The organism is Pseudomonas sp. GW821-FHT07E12 (genome assembly GCF_058986605.1).
This window is the reverse complement of sequence record NZ_JBYSVX010000036.1, coordinates 1-16,330: the sequence shown is the minus strand read 5'-3', so window position 1 is coordinate 16,330 and position 16,330 is coordinate 1. Positions and strand designations below refer to the sequence as shown.

General features: G+C 64.6%; 9 protein-coding genes. 6 read left to right on the top strand and 3 right to left on the bottom strand.

Going from position 1 to position 16,330, the window contains the following annotated elements; genetic code table 11:
• Positions 1-207: 207 nt before the first annotated feature.
• Positions 208-1,218, top strand: a complete 1,011-nt coding sequence (locus tag AC3WJE_RS17055) for a LysR family transcriptional regulator (RefSeq protein WP_493732012.1) — start codon at positions 208-210, stop codon at positions 1,216-1,218.
• 656 nt (positions 1,219-1,874) lie between these two features.
• On the opposite strand, the gene AC3WJE_RS17050 is transcribed toward AC3WJE_RS17055, so the two are convergent.
• Positions 1,875-3,023, bottom strand: a complete 1,149-nt coding sequence (locus tag AC3WJE_RS17050) for an alpha/beta hydrolase family protein (protein ID WP_493732011.1) — start codon at positions 3,021-3,023, stop codon at positions 1,875-1,877.
• Positions 3,024-3,128: 105 nt separating this feature from the next.
• On the bottom strand, positions 3,129-4,370 hold the full coding sequence (locus tag AC3WJE_RS17045; RefSeq protein WP_493732010.1) for an MFS transporter: 1,242 nt from the start codon (positions 4,368-4,370) through the stop codon (positions 3,129-3,131).
• A gap of 457 nt (positions 4,371-4,827) precedes the next feature.
• Here AC3WJE_RS17045 and AC3WJE_RS17040 point away from each other — a divergent pair, with 457 nt between their 5' ends.
• From AC3WJE_RS17040 to AC3WJE_RS17030, 3 genes are all read left to right on the top strand, one after another.
• Positions 4,828-6,594, top strand: a complete 1,767-nt coding sequence (locus tag AC3WJE_RS17040) for a hypothetical protein (protein ID WP_493732009.1) — start codon at positions 4,828-4,830, stop codon at positions 6,592-6,594.
• A 153-nt stretch (positions 6,595-6,747) separates the two neighbouring features.
• The gene (locus AC3WJE_RS17035) at positions 6,748-8,901 is read left to right on the top strand and encodes a TonB-dependent receptor (protein WP_493732008.1); all 2,154 of its coding nucleotides are present in this window, start codon (positions 6,748-6,750) and stop codon (positions 8,899-8,901) included.
• 134 nt (positions 8,902-9,035) lie between these two features.
• Positions 9,036-11,369 (top strand): TonB-dependent receptor, encoded by a 2,334-nt coding sequence (locus AC3WJE_RS17030; RefSeq protein ID WP_493732007.1) that lies wholly within the window; start codon positions 9,036-9,038, stop codon positions 11,367-11,369.
• 640 nt (positions 11,370-12,009) lie between these two features.
• On the opposite strand, the gene AC3WJE_RS17025 is transcribed toward AC3WJE_RS17030, so the two are convergent.
• On the bottom strand, positions 12,010-13,086 hold the full coding sequence (locus AC3WJE_RS17025; RefSeq protein ID WP_493732006.1) for a LacI family DNA-binding transcriptional regulator: 1,077 nt from the start codon (positions 13,084-13,086) through the stop codon (positions 12,010-12,012).
• Between the two features lie 499 nt (positions 13,087-13,585).
• On the opposite strand from AC3WJE_RS17025, the gene AC3WJE_RS17020 reads away from it, so the two are divergent.
• Positions 13,586-14,017 carry an EF-hand domain-containing protein gene (locus AC3WJE_RS17020; RefSeq protein ID WP_493732005.1) on the top strand — a complete coding sequence of 144 codons (432 nt, stop codon included), beginning with the start codon at positions 13,586-13,588 and terminating at the stop codon, positions 14,015-14,017.
• Between the two features lie 101 nt (positions 14,018-14,118).
• The gene (locus AC3WJE_RS17015; RefSeq protein WP_493732004.1) at positions 14,119-16,221 is read left to right on the top strand and encodes a TonB-dependent receptor; all 2,103 of its coding nucleotides are present in this window, start codon (positions 14,119-14,121) and stop codon (positions 16,219-16,221) included.
• The last annotated feature ends 109 nt before the right edge of the window (positions 16,222-16,330 follow it).

Here is a 16,330-nt window from a genome sequence, read left to right as displayed (position 1 = left end):
CCCGGCGCGACCGCCAGTGCGGCGCGCCAGCTCCGGTCGGCGAGGCACGGGTCCATCTTGGTCAGCAGCGTGGCGCGGCGGAAATCGAACCTTTCAATGCCGGGCATCACGATCGACCATGCTGTGCCGCAAGATGTTGGTCGCAGTCGCCAGGGATAGACTCCGGCCACCCCGTTCCGGGGAATGCAGTCCGCAAGAGGTGTCGCCATGCGTTACCAGAAGTTGGACCTGAATCTGCTCTCCGCGTTGAAGGTGCTGCTGGAGAAGAAGAACGTGACCCGCGCCGGCGAGGCGCTGCACGTGACCCAGTCGGCGATGAGCGGGATCCTGGCGCGGCTGCGTGATTACTTCGACGACCCGCTGATCGTGCAGGTCGGACGCAAGATGGAACTGACCCCGCTGGCCGAGAGCTTGATCGAGCCGGTCAACGACGTGCTGCTGCGGATCGACGCGACCATCGCCACGCGCCCGGAGTTCGATCCGGCGGCGATGAGCCGGCACTTCACCTTCGTGGCTTCCGACTATGTATCGGCGGTGTTCCTGTGCGACGTGCTGCGGCGGGTACACCTGGAGGCACCGGGCATCACCTGGAAGTTCCGTCCGCCGAGCGAGCTGGCGCCGAGCGAGCTGGAGAGCGGCGAGGTGGATTTCATCATCCATCCCGAATCGCTGGCCTCGACCACGCAGTCGCGCGAGACCTTGTTCGAGGATTCCTATGTCGTCGCGGTGGCCGAGGAGAACCCCGACATCGGTGACACCATCACGCTGGAGCAGTATCTGGCGAGTGGGCATGTCACTTTCCAGAGCGGCAGTCACGGCCTGCCGATGTTCGAGTCCTGGAGTGCGCGCCGGCATGGCGAGACTGCGCGTCGGGTCGAGGTGACCACCAATTCCTTCCATCTGTTGCCGCAGCTGGTGATCGGCACCCGACGGGTGGCGACGTTGCATGCGCGCATGGCGGGGAGCTTCCTCAAGACCATGCCGATCCGGCTGGTGCGGCCGCTGTTCGAGATGCCGAGGTTGGTGGAGGTGCTGCAGTGGCATCGCTACCGCGATCTGGATCCGGGCAATCAGTGGGTGCGCGAGCGGATCATTTCGATGGCGCAGAACATGCCTTCGTTGGAGTCGGTGTTTCCGGTGGGGTTTCCGGTGCCGGCGCAGGAGGTTGCGCGGGCGCAGGTGGTGCCGTTGCGTGGGGTGCGGGTGGCGCGGACGTAGGTTTTGTGGGTGGGGTGCTGCTGGGGGTAGGTGTTGTTTTCGTAATATCGCTACCGTCTTCTCCGCGAAAGCGGAGAGTCAGCGCCTTCCCGGCCATCCTTCCGTCGTCGTCCCCGTGCAGGCGGGGACCCAGTGCCTTCCGCGCAATTTTCCTATCGTCATCCCCGCGCAGGCGGGGATCCAGTGACTTTCGCGCAGTCTTCCTACCGTCATCCTCGCGAAAGCGGGGATCCAGTGACTTCCGCACAGTCTTCCTACCGTCAGCCCCGCGAACGCGGGGATCCATGGACGTTGCTTGTTGGGTTTGACGTTGCAGTGACGGCAAAGGCAACAGCAACAGCCAAGGCTTTCGCTCCTTCGGAGCGAGTCACCTTTCTTTGCTCGTGCAAAGAAACGTAACCCAAAGAAACACGCCCCAGTCCTCGCGCCCTCCGCTGCGCTACGGGTCCACTGCGCCAGCGGGATTTTCTGACGCGGCATCCATGCCGCGGCAGAAAACGACGTGCATCCATGCACGTCGCCCCTGCGGGGTTTTTCCCGCTGGCTCCGTCGCTGCGGATGGGGGCCCCGGGAAAGTCAAAAGCCAAGAAGCAAAGTCAAAATCACGAGCAACGGCAACGGCAAACTTCGTTCGTCTTGGTCACTGTCGGCATCACTCACAACTCTGCAAACGTCTCCGCGCACCAATCGGCGATGTAGTCACGCATGACGGTGCCGTTGTCGGCGCCGCAGTGTTCGATTTCGAAATCCTGCGTCGTGAATACGCGCAGGTGGCGCTTGGTCGAGTTCACGGCCTGTTCGTAGGAGCGGTAGGCGTTCGCTACCGGGATCTGGCGGTCGCCTTCGCCGTGGGTGACGAGGAAGGGCATGTGCAGTTTTTCGATCTGGCCGTCGAGGGTGACGTTGGGCATGTAGGCCATGAACGCGTCGATGGTCGGTTTGCCCCATACCCACAGCACGTGGTCCCAGTAGTGCGGCACAGGGTTCTCGCCTTCGCGTTCCAGGCGTTCTTTCTGGCGCTGGCCCCAGACGTGGTTGGCGCCCATCACTGCGCACAGGGCGTAACGGGGTTCGTTGGCGGCTATGCGCGGGGCGTAGTAGCCGCCGAGCGAGAGGCCGAACATGCCGATCTTGTCGGGAATTACGTCGACACGGGTCAGTAGATATTCCAAAGCCGGGGTGCCCCAGCGTTCGGCGTCGTGGACGGCGGTCAGTCCGCGTTTGCGTAATGCTTCGCCAGTGCCGGGTTGATCGACGAACAAGGTGTTGATGCCGCGTTCGAGGTTGGACGCGCCGTGGCCGGCCATGTTGACCTGCTCCTTCATCGAATCCAGTCCGTTGCACGACACCAGCGCCGGACGCGGTGTGCCGGAGCCGTCGTGGACGAAGATCGCCGGATAGCTGGTGTCGCCATACGGGATCTCGACGAAATCCACGTGCAGGCCGCGCAACGCCACGCCCTTGCGATACAGCGCCAGACCGCGGTCATAGGCGGCCCAACGCGGCGCGTAGTCGCGGCTCTGCATGCGCTCGGCCGAGAGGTAGTAGCCGGAGGCGCGCAGATACTTGGTGCCGGCTGACAGCAGGTAACCGGCGGCTTCGTCGGCCTCGGCGTTGCGTGCGACCTGGTCGGCGACCGCGATCCAGCTGTCGAACAACTTCGCGGTGCCGGCATCTCCACCGGCCTTGGCGGCCTCGACGATCGGGCGGTTGGCGATGTCGATCTCGCCGTGGTTGCCGCCGCACACCAGCGCCAGGTTGGTCTGCAGGTTCCAGACGTAGTTGCCGGGGAAGGGTTCGAACATGAAGCTCTCCTGATAATGAACATGGCCGCCGGTGAGGGCGGCCAAGCGATCCGATCCGATGGCATCAGGCCGTCGCCGGATCGGATCCTGGAACGAAATGGGTGCTCAGTGCCCCAGCTGCACCATCTTGCCGCCATCGAAGCGGCTGGTGATGAAGCGCGAGAACACCAGCAGCATCACCACGCTGACCGCCGCCACCGCGGCAAACACGCCGAACGCGGCCTGCAGGTCGCTGACCCGCGCCATCACGAACGAGAACGCCAGCGTGCTCAGGAACTGCGCCACGGCGAAGGTGCCCTGCCAGATACCGGTGCCGCGCGCGCGGTTTTCGAAGGTCAGTGGTTGCATGCCCCAGGTCAGCAGGGTCGGCAGCATCAGGCCGGCGCCGATCTGGTTGATGATGCCGGGCACGATGAACACCAGCGGGCTGCTCGCCTTGCACATGCCGTAGAAGCCGATCGCCATCATCGTGAACTCGATCAGCAGCAGCGAGCGGATGCTGAGCCAGCGCTTGATGTAGCCAAAGCCGATCGCACCGACCGGCACGCCCAGGCTGGCGATCGAGATCAGCAGGCCGGTGTTGGTGGCGTTGCTCACGCCCAGCGCTTTCATCGCCGAGGCCATCTGGAACTGCAGGATGTAGAACATCACGCCGCCGACCACGGTGATCACGCACACGGTCAGCATGTGACGCCAGGGGAACGCGCCGGATGGGTTGCTGGCGACGAACGATTCGTCCAGGCCGAAGGCTTCGCTGCGCTTGGGCTCGCGGGTGAACAGCAGCACGCCGATCAGGAACAGCAAGCCACTGCCGTAGATCAGGAACGGCCCGCGCCAGCCCCACAGGTCACCCAGCTTGCCGGCCAGCGGAAACATGCAGAACGCGGTGATCGAGGCCGTGGCGGCCTGGCTGCCTAGCCAGCGGTCGCGTTCGGCCGGAGCGAAGCAATCGCCGATCAGTGCGGTACTGCAGGTCATCACCACGGCTTCGCAGATGCCGACGCCGATGCGGCTGGCGAACAACGCGTTGAAGTTGTCCAGCACCAGCGGCGCCATGCCGCAGAACGAATACACGATCATCGAGGCGATCAGCAGCCGGCGGCGGCCGACGCGATCGGCGAGCGCGCCGACCAGCGGCGAGAACAGTGCGATGCACAGCGCCGGCACCGACAGCAGCGCCGGCACCCAGTAGTTGGCGTTGGGCACGTCGTGGAACTGTTCGAACAGCTTCGGCACGATCGGCGCCAGCAGTACCGCGCCCATCGTGGACAGCGCCACGGGCAGGATGAGGGACAGGCCGGTGGCGGTCCCCGCCTTGCGGGCCGGCGTGTCGATTGGAATTGCCATGGTGTAACGCCCTCCCAGGCGAAACGGAAGATGGAGTGGCGACCGGCGATGCGGCTGCGCTGTCCGGATACTGGAAGCGGCGGGTGAGTGGGACAAATCGATTCGAACGATACCGCCAAGCCGGGAACGTGATGGCCCATGGATGTAGGAGCGGCTTCAGCCGCGATGGGGGCTTTCCTGCAGATCCCTCAGCAGAAGCCGCGCATCCATGCGCGGGGATTTAAAGGGAGAGCGCCATCGCGGCTGACGCCGCTCCTACGGGAGACATCTGCTGCCGATCGTGCGCCGCACAAATCGCCGTCGCCACTGACGGTGATAAGAAATCCCGATTTCCGCCGCCCGGGCGCGCTCCGTAGCATCGTCCACGCTGCGGATGGGAGGAGAGACCGGCGCGGCCAGGATCCATTGCGAAGCGACGCGCCGTCGCCTTCCCCGCACGCCGATAAGGATGATGTAAATGCCCGTATCCCGATTTCTTGTGTCCGTCCCGCGACCGACGTTGATGGCCATCGCGCTGGCGGCAAGCTTTGCCGCGACACCCTGGACGGCCGCCGCGCGACAACCGCCGCAGGCGCCGAGCGTGGTGGAGACCACCACCCGCTACGACGGATTGGTAATCCCGGAAGGCGCCACGATCGCCGCGCCGCCCGGCAAGAACCTGACCATGACCGTGGACGGTGTATCAGTGCCGATACAACCCGGTACATACACCGGCAAGGTGGTGCTCACGCCCAGCGACGACATCCCGGTCAAGTACCACGAGCTGCCGACCCACCATTATCGCGCCGGGGTCTATATCGACGACGGCCGCCATGTCACGTCCAAATCGGTGCCGGCAGCGGTGCGTGCCGGTCGCGTCGGCGATACCGAGGCAACCGGCCTGGTGATCGATTCACGCGAGAAGGAATTCAACGGCATCCTCGTCACCGGCAATTCGAAATACACCATCGATCACCCGGTGATCGACCTCACCGGCAACGGCGGCAATGACTTTGCCGGCTTCGGCGCGGCGATCATGTCCAGCGGCAATGCCGAGGTCACAGTGAAATCGCCGAAGATCCGCACCCGCGGCGCGGTACGCACCGCGATCTTCGTCGGCGGGCACAGCGTGATGCACGTGGACGATGCCGATATCGAGGTCGCCAACGGCACGTTGCCGCCGGACTACACGTTCACCATCGAAGTCGGGCGGATGATGGAAGTGCCGTGGATGCTCGGCCTGTCCGGCAATGTGCGCGCCACCAACCTGGTCGATCACGGCACCGTCTACTACAACCGCGCCCACATCCGCGCGCAGGGTTGGGGCGCACTGTCCACCGACGATGCGGCGGTGACGCGGATGTATGTCAAGGACAGCCTGATCGAGACGATCGACAGCGGTTACGGCGCCTATTCGATCGGCGATTCGATCGACTCCTTCAGCCACAGCGTGCTCAACGTCGCCGATGTCGGCCTGATCATGGCCGGGCAGGGTTCGGGCGTGTTCACCGATGGCAGCACGGTCAACTCGCGCCGTCTCGGTGTGATGATGCACAGCGGCAACGGTGGCGGCACGCTGACCATCGACAAGGGCAGCGTGTTCAACACCCGCTCGACCGCGATCCTGGTCAAGAGTCGCGGCGGCAAGGTGCTGATCGACGACGCGCAGGTGCGTCCCGGCAACGGCGTGATCCTGCAGGCAATGGTCAACGACGACCCGTTCATGAAGAAGATGATGGCCGGAGGCCCACCATCCGGTCCGATCATCGGCGAGCAGGCGCCGACGGGCGGCCCGCCGGGTGCTCCGCCCGATGTCGGCCCGGATGTGGACGTGGTGCTGCGCAACGTCAAGCTCGATGGCGATTTCGTCAACACCCGCACCGTCGAGGGTGGCTTGGCGGTGACGCTGGAGCACGCCAGCGTGGCCGGCGCGATCACCACCGGTACGCAGACGCCGGTTGGTGGTCAGGAACCGGACCAGCATACCTACTGGCAGATCGGTGAGGTGATCAACCGCTATGAAGCGACGCCGGGTCCGCATGGTGTGGCGGTGAATGTCGGTGCCGGCTCGCGCTGGGTGGTGACGCGTACCTCCTACCTCAACCAGCTGGAACTGGCTGCCGGTGGCGAGATCGTGGCACCGGCCGGCTACCGGCTGACGCTGCGGGTGGATGGCAAGCCGCAGCGCCTGCAACCGGGCCGCTATACGGGCGCGGCGGTGCTGGAAGTGACCGCGTTGCATTGAGTATCGCCACGTATCGCCGGCGCTGATTGCCGACAACGAAATATCCCATTTCCGCCGATGGCTGGCCGAGAGTAGCGTCCAACCATCGCTCCACGTCCGCGCCTCACGCAGTGCCGCTGCGGACGAACCAGCGATAGACCCTGGGAGGGGAAGATGAAGACACATGACCGTGCGCCCATCATGGGTGCAAGAGGCTTGCTGTGCCTGGCCGTCGGCCTGGCGCTGTCCACGCCGGTGTTGGCAGCGGAAGCCGATGCCGACCAGCAGAGCACCGATCAGGACAAGCGCGACACCACCACGCTGGACACGGTGGTGGTGACCGCGCAGCACCGCTCCGAAGACATCCAGAAGATCCCGACCGCGATCACCGCGGTGATCGCCGAGAAGGTCAAGAACGAAGGCCGGGTGACGCTGCAGGATGCGATCGAGAAAGTACCGGGCGTCGAGTTCCAGCAATCCAACCTGGGCGGCGGCTTCTACATCCGCGGTATCGGCTCGCGCCTGCCGGGCGTGGATTCACCGGTGTCGATCTTCTACGACGGCATGTACCAGTCGCGTTCGGAGCTGACCAATCTGGGATTCCTCGACGTGGACCGCATCGAGGTGTTGCGCGGCCCGCAGGGCACGCTGTACGGCCGCAACAACAGCGGCGGTACGGTCAACGTGATCACCCACGATCCGGTGCTGGGCCAGACCTCCGGCGAGGCCACGCTGCAGCTGGGCAACTACAGCCGGGTCGGCACCGAGGCGGCACTGAACATGCCGCTGAACGACATCACCGCGATCCGTATCGCGATCGGCAGCAACAGCCATTCCGGCTACCTGAGCAACGGATTGCAAGACGAGGACAGCAAGGCCGCACGGGTCAAGCTGCTGGTGCAGCCCAACGACGACCTGCGCCTGCTGCTGACCGGCGAGTACGCCCGCAACGGCGGCAACGGCGCCGGCAACGTCTACCTGCCGGTGTCCGCGCGCAGCGATCCCTGGTCCGCACCGTCGTATTCCACGCTCAGCGGCATCTGCGGCGAGGACGGCGAGCCCAGCTGCGATGCCTGGCAGAAGACCGAGAACAAGGCCGTGCACGCGCAACTCGACTGGAACCTGGGCTGGAGCAAGCTGACCTTCCTGGCCGGCCACCAGCATTACGACAGTTCCTACCAGCAGGTGTATTCGTACCTGCTCGAATACAACCGCACGCCGCTGCGACAGGATTCGGCGGAACTGCGCTTCGCCTCGCCGGATGGTTCCTGGCTCACCTGGGTGGGCGGCCTGTACTGGCTGCGCGATGATCTGTCCGGAAGCTACACCCACAACTACACCTTCGACAGCACCTCGATCACCAACAAGAACCTCAACACCTCGGCAGCGGTGTTCGGCCAGGTCACCATCCCGTTCAGCGACACCTGGCGCGGCATCGTCGGCGGCCGCTACACCCGCGACAAGTTCGACAGCGATACCGTCAGCAGCGGCACCGAGCTTGCCGCCAGCGACACGATGTCCAAGTTCACCTACAAGCTCGGCGCCGAGCATGACCTGGGTGCCAGCGCGATGCTGTTCGCCGATATTTCCACCGGCTACAGGCAAGGCGGTGTCGGCGTCGGCTCGGTCACCGGCAGCGTCTACGCCTACGGCCCGGAGACCGTCACTGCCTACGAGCTGGGGCTGAAGAGCAAGTTCCTCGACAATACCCTGCTGCTCAACACCGACCTGTTCTGGTATCGCTACGAGGGCTATCAGCTCTCGGCGAGCTACTACCCCACCGCCGGTTCGGAGGAGTTCGAGACCCGCACCCTCAACGTGCCGGGCACCTCGCTGATCGGCGGCGTGGAAGTGGAAGGGCGCTGGCTGGTCACCGCCCATGACAACATCGGTTTCTCGGCCGCCTACAGCTACAACGACTACGCCAAGGCCGAGGTGACCCTGGACGGCACCAGCTACGACATGAGTGGCCGCGAGATGGCGCGGATGCCGAAGTGGAAGGCGTCGCTGGACTACAGCCACATCTGGGAGCTGGCCAGCGGCACGCTGACCGCCCGCGCCGGCGCGCGTTACTCCACCAAGTACGCCACCGACCTGATGTACTTCACCTACAACGCACCGGAGCGCTTCATCCAGGGGGCCTACACCCTCTACGACGCGAGCGTGAGCTACGACGTGCTGGACGGCCGCTACACCGTCAGCGTGTTCGGCAACAACCTCAGCAACGAGCCGGTGATCACCCAGGCCAATCCGACCGGCCCGGTCAACACGATGGGCGTGCTGAACGCACCACGTACCTACGGCGTCAGCTTCACCGGCCGCTTCTGAACCGCCGTCGCCCGGCCTTCGGGCCGGGCGTGTGAGACGCCCGCTCAATCCGCATGGCAGGAACGCAGACCGAACGCATCACATCTAGAAAAAACCAGCAGATCGACAAGCCAATATTTTGGAGGGATGAGGACATGTCGTGGAATAACCGCAACCATGCAACACGGGGGCGTCAGCGCCTGGCACTGGCGATCGCCGCGGCGATGGCGCTGCCGGCCGCTGCACAGCAAGCAGACAGCACCAGCGCGCCGACGGAGACGAACAAGGGGTTGCACACGCTCGACGAAGTGGTGGTGACCGCGCAGAAGCGCACCGAGCGCCTGCAGGACACGCCCGTGGCGGCGGCAGTGGTATCGGAGAAGGCGCTGGAGAACGCCAATGTCAGCGACATCGCCGATCTCAACCAGCTGGTGCCGGCGATACAGCTCAAGGGCACCTTCAACGGCCGCGTGCCGATCTCGATGCGCGGCATCTCCACCAATGCCAACGAGGCCACCATCGGCCTGACCTCCGGTGTGCTGGTGATGATCGATGGCGTGCCGGTGTCGTCCGACGCGATGGGCGCCAACGAACTGCAGGATCTGCAGCGCGTCGAGGTGCTCAAGGGCCCGCAGGCGACACTGGGTGGCCGCGCCGCCTCGGCTGGCGTCATCAATCTGGTGACTCGCAAGCCTTCGTTCGACTGGACCGGCTCGTTCAGCGCGATGGCCACCGACGATGGCGAGTACAAGGCCAGCGCATTCCTGTCCGGTCCGCTTTCACAGGGCGCGGCATTCAGCCTGTCGGCGTACAAGAACCATCGCGAGTACCCGATCCACAACATCGCCACCGGCAAGGATTCCGAAACCGACAGCCAGGGCGTGCGCGGCAAGCTGCTGCTCACCCCCAGCGACGACCTGGACATCACCCTGACCGCGCGCAGCGTGCGTACCGATTCGGTCGGCGGCAACTTCGTCTACCAGTACCTGGACGCGGACGCGGCGTTGTTCCCCTACATCAACGGCGGTATCCCGCGCGATGTGGCGATGGCCGGTGTCGACGTGCGCTACGGCAACACCGACTACAACTCGCCGGTGACCGCGCACTCCTACACCCAGGGACGCGACTTCAGCCTCAACATCGATTACCGCCTGGGCGACTACACGCTCAGCTCGACCACCGCCTACCAGAGCGAGCGCCAGGACATCCTGCAGGACGTCTCGGTGTCCGCGGTGTACTTCTTCAACGAGCTGACCGGCGGTTTCGCACCGGCGTTCTACAACCAGCAGGCCATCGTGCTCAAGCCGAGCACGCGCTCGCAGGAGTTCAAGATCGTCTCGCCGCAGGATGGCCGGGTCAGCTACGTCGCCGGCCTGTTCTATTCCGACGTGCAGGTGTGGGGCAACTACCTGCGCAGCTTCGTCGCCAATCCGTACGACCATACCGTCTACTCCGACAACAAGACCGTCGATGCGTACGGCCGCATCACCTGGAAGCTCGGCAACGCCTACGACCTGCTGACCGGCTTGCGCTACAACCGCGACACGGTGGGCTACTGGAAGGACGACCGCGCCACCGGCTACGCCAGTCGCAACGAGTTCACCGAGGGCACCTGGGTCGGTGACGTCTCGCTGCGCAAGCAGTTCTCGCGCGACGCGATGGCCTACGCGACCGTTGCGCGCGGCTACAAGCCCGGCGCCTACAACACCGCCGCGGTGCTTTCGTCCAATGAGGCACTGGAGCCGGTGAACAAGGAGCGCATCGATCACTACGAGCTCGGCTTGAAGCTGTCGTTGCTGGATCGTGCGTTGAGCATCAACACCGCGCTGTTCCAGACCACCTACAACGACTACCAGGTGCAGATCTACGAGGTCGCGCCCGGCGCGGTGCTGGCCGACCTGCAGCTGGCCAACGCCGGCGCCGCGCGCACCCGTGGCGTGGAGGTGGATGCCAACTACGCGATCAGCGTTGCCGCGCGCGCCAACGCCAGCCTTGCCTGGACCGATGCCGAGTTCGTGCGTTACCAGGGCGCACCCTGCTATCCGGGACAGACCGAGGCGCAGGGCTGCATCACCACCGATGGCCTCAGTACCCAGGATCTGTCCGGCAAGCGGATGCCGGACGCGCCGCGCCTGAAGGCCAACCTCGGTGCCGAGTACACCTGGTTCGGCAGCCAGCGCCGGCCGTTCGATCTGACGCTGGGCGGGCAGTACGCGTGGCGCAGTGGTGCGCGCATGCAGGCCAACAACAATCCGAAGACCTATCAGCCATCGTTCGGCATCTTCAATCTGTCGCTGACCGGGGCGTGGTCGGATGGGCGCTTCACCACCACGCTGTTCGTCAACAACGTGTTCGACAAGTTCTATCTGGTGAATGCGGAGGACTTCTTTGCGCCGTTGTGGGGGGCGAGCACCAATGCGGTGGTTGGGCAGCCTGCGCGTGATGCCAAGCGGTATGTGGGGGTGCGGGTCAACTGGAATTTTGATTGAGGGTTTTGCGGGGGCTGCTTGTTGATGTCCTATGTGCTCATGCGGGGTCAAGGGCATCTTGGGTTGGTGCTTGCTCCTCAGCTTTGCCGGGATCTATCAAACGTCGTCCCCGCGAAGGCGGGGACCCAGCGACTTCTGCGACATCTCACTACCGTCGCTATCTCTCTACCGTCATCCCCGCGTAGGCGGGGGCGAAGCGCCGCTGCTTGCGAGCCACTGGCTCGCGCGGCGCTGAGCGCCATCGGGCTATGCCCGATGGCCGGGGATCGAAGATCCATGGACGTTGGCTTTCGGAGCTTTCAAGCAACAACTAAAGGCTTTCACGCCCTTTGGGCGCGAGTCACTTTTCTTTGCTTGTGCAAAGAAAAGTAACCAAAAGAAGCGCTTTACAGCAGCCGAATGGCTGATCAAGCACACCCCGCCTACGCGCCCTTCGCTGCGCTACGGGTTCGCGGAGCCGGCAGAAAACGACGCACATCCATGTGCGTCGCCCTTCGGGTTATTCCCGCCGTCTCCGCCGCTGCGGCAGGGGCCCCGGGTGGGTCAAAGTCCAAGGCAACAGCAACGCCAAAATCACGAGCAACAGCAACAGCAACAGCAAGATCAACAACACCAGCCTGGTCGTTGCTGTTGATTCGACTCAGGGATCTTCGGGATGCCAACTGCGGCTACCGTCTGCGGCAGTGCGTACGCCTTGCGTCGGCATCCTTGTCGAGCCACGCACGATCAGTGCGCCGGGTACGGTGGTGTGTACTTCCTTTGGTGGCCGACGCTGCAGCAGCAGGCGCAGGATGCGGATGGTCTCGCTGACCATCAACGGGACGGGTTGCGAATAGGTGGTCAGGTCGAAGCCGGGCCAGCGTGCGATCTCCACGTCATCGAAGCCGGCGATGGAGATTTCCTTTCCTACGTTCAAACCGAACTCACCGCGTGCCACCTGGATCGCGGCGAAGGCCATGTGGTCGTTGGCGCAGAAGATCGCGTCCGGGCGGTCCGTGCGCTTGAGCAGTCTGCGGGTCGCGGCGGCGGCGGCGTCGAAGGTGTACAGGCCCTTCTCGCGCAGCGGCTTGCCCAGGCCCCGTTCGCGCAGGCCGCGCATGAAGCCGCGTTCGCGTTCGCGCGTGGTCGAGGATTCCTCCACGCCGGCGATGAAGGCATAGCGGGTGTGGCCGCCGGCCGCCAGATAGCCGGCGATGGTACGGCCGCCCTGTTCGTTGCTGCCGCACACGCCCGGGATCGTGCCGGCCGCGTCCAGAGTGTTGAACATCACCACCGGCACGCCGACCCGCGCGCATTCGGCAGCCAGGCGCGATGACAGGCTGGTCGAGGCCAGGATCAGTGCATCCACGCGATAGCGCAGCAGTTCTTCCAGCGCCGGATCGGTGTCGCTGCGGCCGTGGGTGATGAACAGCAGTACCCGGTAGCCGGCGTTGCCCAGCTCGTCGGACAGTGCTTGCAGCACCTGCGGGTAGAACTGATTGTCCAGGTAGGTCAGCGCCACCCCGACGATGTAGGAGCGCTGGGTGCTCAGCGAGCGCGCGATGTGATTGGGCGTGTAGTTGAGCTTGGTCGCTGCGGCCAGCACCCGGGTACGGGTTGTTTCCGACACGCTCGCGCCAGGCGTGAAGGTGCGGGACACCGCCGATTGCGAGACCTTTGCCAGCGCTGCGACATCGGTGGCGGTCGCGGGCCGGCGGGGGGCGCTCTTCGCGGTCATGCGCCCGCTTTCCGTTGCGCGCGCAGGGGAGCTTTCCGGTTGCTGATGGCTGCCATCGTCAATATCGATTTCATCGTCTGCTCCCGGCGCCAATATAGTCGCGATCGTGGTATCCGGATGTATGTTTGCATTGGCTTGCATACGTATGCAAACAAAATCTAAGCGAACAGACGCAGCTTGCAGGAACCGCTGGAGAAGGCGCCGGGAACTGCCACGACGAGCGACATGTCGTGACATTCCACCGGATCAACAACGTCATGATTGCCTCGGGAGGGCGGTCGATGTTCAAGCAGCATCCGCGCGCAATGCGCGAACCGTATCGCGCCAACCGCTAGGCGAAGCGGCGTGCCGCCGGCCGACGGCGGTGGATGGGATATCGACGGACCGTGTCGTGGCCGGTATCGACCGGCACAGAGGCGTGCGCAAGGCATGCCGCTGCGGGCCGCGTTGTCCATGGTTTCCGGCATTTGAACCAGACGTGATGTCGATGGGAAATTCGATGAGCACTTCTTTGCGCAACGCAAGATCTTCCGGCGTGACGGCCTTGTGCCTGCTGCTGGCGGCCTGCAGTGGTGCCGAGCCGACGCGGCAAGCCGCTCCGGCCACACCGCCATCGGCTAACGCCGCCGGCGGACCGCCGCCGATGATGGCGCCGCGTTCGCTCGACATCTCGCCGTTCGTGGCCGAGGTCGACGCGGACGGCGATGGCTGCATGAGCTACGAGGAATGGGTGGTAAACGCGGGCGCGCCGTTGTCCGCCTACAACATGCTCAAGAACGATCAGGGCTGCGTCACCTACGCGCGCATGTTCAACGAGTCGGCGCCCGGCGGGATCGATGCCAACGGCGACGGCAAGCTGACCCTGGCCGAGATGAAGGCTTTCGACAAGAAGATGGCGCCGCTGATGCAGGGCAAGCCGCCACCGCGTTGAGCATCAGGGACGGCGAGTCCCGCTACGAAATCCCCCCACATCGACTGCGCCGACGGCGCGGAACAGACAGGTATTGCCGGTCATCCGGCAGCGGAGGAGCGATGAACAGGCACAAGATCCTGGCCACGGCAGTGTTGCTGGGTATGCACGCACCGGCGTTGGCACAGAGCGCCGCGGCAGCAGCGGACAGCACGGACGACAAGGCGATACGCACGCTTGAACAGGTGACCGTCACCGCCGAGCGGCGCGAGCAGAACATCCAGAAGACCGCGTTGGCGATCAGTGCGGTGGATGGCGAGCAGATCCGCGAGCGTGGCCTGACCACGATCGGCGACGTGCTGGCGCAGACACCTGCGGTGGTGATGCAGAACAGCAGCAAGGGCCAGGCGGTGTTCATTCGTGGCGTCGGCTCCACCGGCGATGCGCAGGAGGGCGGCGATCCGGCGGTGAACCTGAGTATCGATGGCGTCTACCAGCAGCAGGCTGTGGTGGCGTTGGCCAATACGCTCGATGTCCAGCGCGTGGAGGTGCTGCGTGGCCCGCAAGGCACGTTGTACGGACGCAATGCCAACGCCGGCAGCATCAACGTGATCAGCAACGATCCCGTGCTCGGCAACTTCTCCGGCAATGCCCAGGTGCAGCTGGGCAACTACGACGCGGTGCGCACCGATGCCGCTGCCAACCTGCCGATCAATGACGTGCTCGCCGCGCGGGTGGCCTACGCCACTTCCAAGCACGATGGTTACCTGTCCAACGGCGCCAACGCCGAGGACAGCACCGCGGCGCGGCTGAAGTTGCTGTACCAGCCCAGCGACGAACTCAAGATCCGCCTGACCGCCGACCATTCGCGCGAGACCGGCACGCCGGCCGCGACCGTGCCGCTGCCGCTGTCCAATGACGATCCATGGAAATCCATTGTCGTCGCCGGCGTGCAGGAGGTGGAGATGTCGCGGCTGTATGCGCAGCTGGACTACAACCTCGGCTTCGCCACGCTGACCTGGCTGCCGGCCTATTCGCACACCCGCCAGTACCAGGATTCGATGCTGCTGCCGGTGGGCGCGGCGGCGCAGGACACCACCGAGTACGCCAAGTCCAACGAGATCCGCCTGGTGTCCAACGGCAGTGCGGTGCAATGGGTAGGTGGGCTGTACTACTACGACTCGCGCAACGCGGTCGATCCGAATCCGAAGATCGCCATCGACGCGACCCATCAGGAGGCTTCGGTCGGCGATGAGGTGCTGCGCCATGCGTACTCCACGTCCTATGCGGCTTACGGGCAGGCCACGTTCCCGCTGAGCGAGCGGCTGCGGCTGGTGACCGGCGCGCGCTACACCGTGGACGAAAAATCCATGGATTTCCTGACCAAGACCGGCGATACCACTTTCGAGCCGGGTACGCACTACGCCGACTCGTGGAACGCCAGCACCTGGAAGGCCGGACTGGAGTACGACGTCGGTCGCGACTCGCTGCTGTACGGCCAGGTCAGCACCGGACTGAAGGCCGGCGGCATCAATACCTACGACGGCTCCATCTACGAGCCGGAGAAGATCACCGCCTTCGAAGTCGGCAGCAAGAACCGCTTCTTCGACAACCGCCTGCAGCTCAACGCCAGTGCGTACTACTACGATTACAGGAACTACCAGGCGCGCTTGCCGTTCGCGGATCCGACCGCCGCCGGTGGCTTCAGCCAGAAGATCCAGAATGCCGCCGGCGCCCGCATCTACGGCAGCGAACTCGAACTGAACTGGATGCCGACCACCCGCGATCGTTTCGATCTGAGCGTGGCCTGGCTGCATGCGCGTTTCGGGACCTTCATCTACACCGATTCCAGCGGCGAGGTGGATCTCAGCGGGCAGACGTTGCCGAATGCGCCGACCTGGTCGGGGCTGGCCAGTTACCAGCATTTCTGGGACATGGCTTCGGGCGCCAGCATCAGTGGTCGCCTGGATGTGCGTTATTCCTCGCGCTACGACTCGAGCATCGACGTGGCGCCGGAAGGCATGGACATCCAGCCCGGCTTCAGCCGCAGCGATGCCTCGCTGAGCTACCTGCCTGCTTCCGGGCGCTGGGGTGTGAGGCTGTACGTACGCAACATCGAGAACCGGGCCCAGCGCCTGTTCTCGCTGGTGCCTGCCGCCACGCTGGCCGCCGCGGAGGTCAGCGATCCGCGCATTTACGGCATCGCCGTCAACCTGAATTTCTAGTGCGCGTCGGATCAGGTGATGACGAGTGCCATGAACGGTAGGAGCGGGTCTACGTGGCCTCGGGCCATCAGCCGCGATGGGGCGTTACCGAGGAATCCCCATCGCGGCT